The 6000-nt window shown below is 57.2% G+C and carries 5 protein-coding genes and 1 pseudogene; 4 read left to right on the forward strand and 2 right to left on the reverse strand.

Translation table 11 applies throughout. From position 1 onward, the window contains the following. Positions 1-205 precede the first annotated feature (205 nt). The 4 genes from Q1A51_RS24370 (at position 206) to Q1A51_RS19000 (ending at position 4534) form a co-directional block, all read left to right on the forward strand. Entirely contained in the window at positions 206-298 is a 93-nt protein-coding gene (locus tag Q1A51_RS24370; RefSeq protein WP_366870225.1) for a hypothetical protein, read from the forward strand. A 228-nt stretch (positions 299-526) separates the two neighbouring features. Beyond that, positions 527-1429, forward strand: a complete 903-nt coding sequence (locus tag Q1A51_RS18990) for an AraC family transcriptional regulator (RefSeq protein WP_299604844.1) — start codon at positions 527-529, stop codon at positions 1427-1429. A 165-nt stretch (positions 1430-1594) separates the two neighbouring features. Continuing rightward, entirely contained in the window at positions 1595-3268 is a 1674-nt protein-coding gene (locus tag Q1A51_RS18995; protein ID WP_299604846.1) for an NAD(P)/FAD-dependent oxidoreductase, read from the forward strand. A 78-nt stretch (positions 3269-3346) separates the two neighbouring features. Next, on the forward strand, positions 3347-4534 hold the full coding sequence (locus Q1A51_RS19000) for a serine hydrolase domain-containing protein (protein WP_299604848.1): 1188 nt from the start codon (positions 3347-3349) through the stop codon (positions 4532-4534). Between the two features lie 298 nt (positions 4535-4832). On the opposite strand, the gene Q1A51_RS19005 is transcribed toward Q1A51_RS19000, so the two are convergent. Then, positions 4833-5924 carry an alpha-hydroxy acid oxidase gene (locus Q1A51_RS19005; RefSeq protein ID WP_299604866.1) on the reverse strand — a complete coding sequence of 364 codons (1092 nt, stop codon included), beginning with the start codon at positions 5922-5924 and terminating at the stop codon, positions 4833-4835. Further along, a pseudogene (locus tag Q1A51_RS24375) lies at positions 5924-6000 on the reverse strand (sulfopyruvate decarboxylase subunit beta); the annotation flags it as partial. The gene Q1A51_RS19005 and the pseudogene Q1A51_RS24375, both read right to left, overlap by 1 nt.

The raw sequence follows: 6000 nt of genomic DNA on the forward strand, positions 1-6000 counted from the left end.
GAGCAGTTCGCCATGGGGCTGCGTCGGTTGTCTCATCCACGGTATTCCAAAGTTGTTATGGCTTAGAGTTCATCGCGGCAGCACGGTCGATCCAGATCTGCCCGGCGTCGCCTTGGTAGAAAGGCAATGACAAGCGCATCAACGGCAAACTTAGTCGCGAATTCATTGGTGCGAACGGTTCCACACCGCCGAACAAGCTCAGTTTGTGATCGATATCTGGCTCGGACGATACAATCACATCCAACCACATCAGGCTTTGGGTATGAGCCCGCAATTCCAGAAACACTACTCAGGATAGCCCATGGATGTGGTGCCGGACCCTCACCGAGTGCACGGGTCGGTATCTACTGCTTTGGTCTATCTCATCAGGGGGTTGAATTGACTCCACTGACGACAAATCTGTATCATTATTGCGCAGCTCTAAGTAATTCAGCAACTATGGTTCGTTCGCGCTTCGAATAGAGGCCTACTGAAGTCGCAATTTTGTCATCTTGCGAGGCGTCAGCGGATACCGGCGAGGCTCGCCATGACTGAGACGACGGGAACAGACGCACAACTTATTGAACCCGATGAATTACCCATTTGGGTGCCGGGAAAGATTCTGTGCGAAAGCAAAGGTCTCGGCTGGAAGGACGTGTCGCAGCGGACCTATCGCTATAACGGGCAGGATGTACACATTCCGCCGATGAACACATTTATGATTGTGCAGTACCGCAGGGGAGACACGCCGATGGACCGGCAGTTTGACGGGCGTTGGACGCGTACGCAATGCGGGCCGGGGCATTTCTCGCTCTTGTCGCATGCAATGCAGTCGCACTGGAACTGGACTGAAGGGCTGGTGGTGTCGCATCTCTACCTGACCGACGCGTTGATGACCCGCGTCGCGCGCGATATTCGGGCAAGGGATGTCAAACAGGTCAGGCTGCACGATGTACTGCAAGGCAGCGATCCTGTGATCAACCATATTGCCGACCAACTCACCATAGAGGCAGCCAAAGAAGGCCCCGGAGGACAGCTTTATGCTGAGGCTCTGTCGGTGCAACTTGCGGTCCACCTGCTTCGCAACTACGCGTCGGTCGACAGCCGCTCGACATCGGGGCAGTCGGGCTTGTCGCAAAGACAGCTGGCCATGTTGGAAGAATATATAGACGCGCATTTGCACGAACCACTCTCTCTGAACGAACTTGCAGGTGTGCTGCATCTGGGCGTGTGGACTTTTAATCGCCAGCTTCGCAAAAGCGTGGGCCTGCCCGGCTACGCCTTCGTTCAGCACAAGCGGATGGAACGGGCTTGCGCCATGCTGCGCGAACCGGGGCGCGCGATGAAGGACATCGCCGCTGCATGCGGATTTTCGGATCAATCGCATATGAGCCGCAGCTTCCGCAAAGCCAAGGGCGTAACACCTGGCCAGTACCGCTCAGGGCACTGAACGGCATCGCACGGTCTGCCCAGATCGTTCAAAATTTACCCCCCGATCTTACAAGACCGCCCCTGCCGCCTAGAGCCAGACTTGGAGCGCGGTGGATTCGGACCTGCAATCCGAACCCGGAGGAGGCTGCCGGAAAAACCGACTGCCGCCGCAGTGGAGGACAATATGCTAGACGCACAAGAAAAGACCGTTTCGACGGCTCGCAACCCCGTGCCTGCGCAATTGGATGCGCTGGTGATCGGAGCCGGGGTCGCCGGACTTTACCAACTGCACCAGCTACGTCAGATGGGTCTCAAGGCGCATGCCTGCGACACTGCCACCGACGTGGGCGGGACGTGGTACTGGAACCGCTATCCCGGTGCCAAATTCGACAGCGAAGCCTATATCTACCAGTATCTGTTCGATGAGAACCTCTACAAGGGTTGGACCTGGAGCGAGCGTTTCCCCGGACAGCCAGAGATCGAGCGCTGGCTGCATTACGTCACCGATACGCTGGATCTGCGAAGTGACATGTCGTTTTCGACCACGATCACCAAAGCGACCTTCAACGAAGAGACAGGACGCTGGCGGGTCGAGACGGATCAGGGCGATGTCATCGACACTCAGTTCCTGATCGGCTGCACCGGAATGCTCTCGGCCCCACTGGAGGACCGGTTTCCGGGCCAGTCCAGCTTCAAGGGCCAAATCGTCCACACTGGGCGCTATCCCAAGGGCGGGCTTGATATTGAAGGCAAGCGAGTGGGCGTGATCGGAGTGGGTGCCACAGGAATTCAGGTCATACAGACCATTGCATCACAGGTCGGCCAACTCACCGTCTTTGCCCGCACGCCACAATACGTGCTGCCGATGAAGAACCCGAAATACGGCCCGGATGAGGAAGCGTGGTACAAAAGCCGCTTCGACGAGTTCAGGTCGAACCTGCCGCATACATTCACCGGCTTTGAGTATGACTTCGAAAACACATGGGCCGATTTGACTCCAGAGAGACGATTGGAGGTGCTCGAGGAAGTTTATGCGGACGGCTCGTTGAAGCTGTGGCTCGCCTCTTTCGCCGAAATGTTCTTCGAGGAGGAGGTCAGCGCCGAGATATCGGAGTTTGTTCGCCAAAAGATGATTGCTCGGCTCAAGGATCCCAAGCTGATCGACACGCTTGTGCCCAAGCCCGGCGACTATGGGTTCGGCACGCATCGTGTGCCTTTGGAGACCGACTATCTCGAAGCGTTTCACCGCGACAATGTCGAGGCCGTCAATGTCCGCGACAACCCAATTGCCGAAATCGTGCCCGAAGGCGTCAAGCTGGAGGACGGAACAGTCTATGAGCTTGACGCGATCATCATGGCGGTCGGCTTTGATGCGGGTTCCGGCGCGTTGGCACGCATTGACATCAACGGGCGCGACGGCCTCAACCTTGCCGAGGAATGGCGCAAGGATATGCGCACCACAATGGGACTGCAGAAATTCGGCTTCCCGAACCTGTTCATGACTGGCGCGCCCCTCGCGCCTGCGGCGGCCCTTTGCAACATGACCACTTGCCTGCAACAACAGACCGAGTGGATCACGCGTTGTATCGGTGATCTGAGTAAGAGCGGCAATGACGTGATGGAGCCCACCGAAGAGGGTGAAGCTGCCTGGGTCGCGCATCACGACGAAACCGCCAATGCGACCCTGATCGCAAAGACCACATCGTGGTACACTGGCTCCAATGTTGAGGGCAAACCGCGCAGGGTACTGTCTTACACTGGCGGAGTCGGGACCTATCGCACCAAGTGTGACGAAGAGGCCAAAGGCGGCTATCCGCACTTTGCGATGAGCAAGTCAAAGGCGCCGCAAGACGCCTGATCTCCAACCAAACAACGCCCTGTGCCGGCTGAAAGCCCCGGTCGCAGGGCAAACATCAATCAATGGGAGGATATTATCATGAGTCATGAATTCAATGCGGACGCCATTCTGAATAGCGTCGTAAGCTCCAGCCCGCGCGTCCCGGGCGTGGTCGCCATGGTCACGGATCGCGACAAGAATATTTATGAGGGCGCAGCGGGCCTGCGCCGAATGGATGGCGACACGCCTATATCAACCGATGACGCCTTCGCCATATTCTCAACCACCAAGGCGATCACCGGTACGGCAGTTCTCCAACTGGTCGAGGAGGGCAAGCTTGATCTGAACGCGCCTGCAAAAAACTATGCGCCGGACATCGGCAAATTGCAGGTGATCGACGGGTTTGACGCCAATGGTGAGCCGCGGCTGCGCGCGCCCAAGCGGGACATCACAACACGGATGCTGATGCTGCACACTGCAGGCCTCGGTTATGACTTCTTCAACGAGACCTACAATCGCCTAGCCGAAGAGAAAGGCCAGCCCAGCGTCATCACCGCTTCCAAAGATTGCCTGATGACCCCGCTTCTGTTCGACCCGGACGAAAGCTGGGAATATGGCACCAATATCGACTGGTGCGGGCAGGTCGTCGAAGGCATCACCGGGCAACGTTTAGGCGAAGTCTTCCAGTCGCGCATCTTCGAGCCACTGGGCATGACCGACACCACTTTCGAGCTGAACGATACGCTCCGCAAGAAGCTGGCCGGGATGCATGCGCGCGGCGACGATGGCAGCCTGACGCCGATGGATTTCGAGCTGCCCGACAAGCCAGAAGTCCATATGGGGGGCCACGGCCTTTATGGCACTGTCGGCGACTACATGCGCTTTATCCGCATGTGGTTGAACGATGGTGCGGGGGAATACGGACGCGTGCTCAAGCCCGAAACGGTTGAGATGGCGGCGCAGAACCATCTGGGCCAGCGTAAGATCACGCCTTTCAAAGGGGTCATCCCGTCGCTTTCCAACGATGCAGAGTTCTTCCCCGGCCAGCCCAAATCATGGTCCTACACCTTCATGGTCAATGATGATCAGGCGCCCACGGGTCGGCCGGCCGGGGCAATTGGCTGGGCCGGACTTGCCAATCTGTTCTACTGGATTGACCGGCAGAACGGTTTTGGCGGTTTTTGGGCCACTCAGATCCTGCCTTTTGGCGATGCGGTGTCCTTTACCGGATACATGGAGCTCGAAAGCGCCTTCTACGCCTCGATCAACAAGGCTAAGGCCGCCTGATCCAAAAAATCCCATCGACCGCCACCGCTCGGCGGTCGATCCTCAGAAGCTGCTACGCTTGACCTCTGTTATTATCAGAAACGCCGCATTCCGCTCCCAAATCGCGCGAGATGCAATGAAACCCGGCGGTATTATTGCTTGGTTGGATCCCGGATTGACCGCAATGACAGCCGGATCCACACAGTCCATTGAGAACCATGACATGTACCAATTTGGCACATACTTCTTTTTTGGTCACATCAGTTGGACGTTGATGCTGTCAGGCATGTAAGGTTCCATTCAAGCTTGTCCAATTTCTTCAGGTCAGTTTATCCCGACCAACTTGTGCAAGTGCGCTGGACAACTCTCCGCTAAGGATGCTCCATAGTCTAAGCAAGCCTTCTTCACCGGCCGCGGCGATTGCAAACTGCAATATGCGGCCAAAAAACGCATAATTTGCACCCTGATCAAGGACCTTCAAAACGTCTTCGCCAGACCGCAAGCCACTGTCATAAAACAGCGGAAACTCTGGTCCAACCCTGCCGCGTATCCGGCCAAGCGCTTGAACGGCAGCAGGTGCGCTTTCAAGCTGCCGCGCACCATGGTTTGACACTTGAATGGCGTCGACGCCTTCGGATTTCAGCTTCAGCGCATCATCGGCGTTGGTCACGCCCTTCACGACCAAGTGGCCTTGCCACAAATCGCGCAAGGCCTTCAGTGTTGTCCAATTCGCCTTGGCTCGGCTTTCGGTGCGGTCGAATTCAAAGCCCGGCATCTCGAAATTCGCCATCTGAGGACGACCTGCAGCAAGTGACGTGAGCGACCAATGCGGGTGTAGGGCGAAATCCAGAAATTGGCGCGGACCGATACGGAACGGCATTGTAAATCCGTGGCGCAACTCACGTGGCCTGCGACCAACCTCAGGAACGTCGGCGGTAACGATCAAAGTCTCGTAACCGGCATCCTGCGCACGTTTTGCCAGCTTGAACGAACCCGTTCCGTCTCCGCTGAAATAGAGCTGGAACCACGCGTGCCCTTCGGCAACCTCAATCATCTTCTCCAGCGGAGTTGATGCAACGGTTGATACGCCCACGGGCACCGAGTCTCGCGCGGCCAGTCGCGCCAGCATCAGATCGGCGCCGGGTCCGGACAGATTGCACATGCCCATGGGCGCAATACCAAAGGGGCGCTTGGCCGTCTTGCCAAACAGCGGCATGTCCAACGAACGATTGCTGACGTCTCTCAGGATCCGAGGTTCGAGGCATATTGCATCAAGAGCTGCACGGTTGCGCGCAGCCCCTATTTCTGATCCCGCAGCCCCGTCGATATAGTCAAACACCATCCATGGTAGACGGGCCTTGGCCAAACGCCGCGCATCTTCACTGGAATGAATACGCGCGGCGCGTGTCATCAGGCCGTGACCGCTTTCATGAACCGGTCCTTGATCACGACGGGATCCATGGTGATCACCGGCATTTTGGCGTTGC

The organism is uncultured Tateyamaria sp. (assembly GCF_947496075.1).
Classification (GTDB): Bacteria; Pseudomonadota; Alphaproteobacteria; order Rhodobacterales; family Rhodobacteraceae; genus Tateyamaria.

Excerpts from the sequence above, each read along its gene's own strand:
- Q1A51_RS19005 (WP_299604866.1), bottom strand. The coding sequence starts at position 5,924 with ATGACACGCGCCGCGCGTATTCATTCCAGTGAAGATGCGCGGCGTTTG.
- Q1A51_RS19000 (WP_299604848.1), top strand. The coding sequence starts at position 3,347 with ATGAGTCATGAATTCAATGCGGACGCCATTCTGAATAGCGTCGTAAGC.
- Q1A51_RS18995 (WP_299604846.1), top strand. The coding sequence starts at position 1,595 with ATGCTAGACGCACAAGAAAAGACCGTTTCGACGGCTCGCAACCCCGTG.
- Q1A51_RS18990 (WP_299604844.1), top strand. The coding sequence starts at position 527 with ATGACTGAGACGACGGGAACAGACGCACAACTTATTGAACCCGATGAA.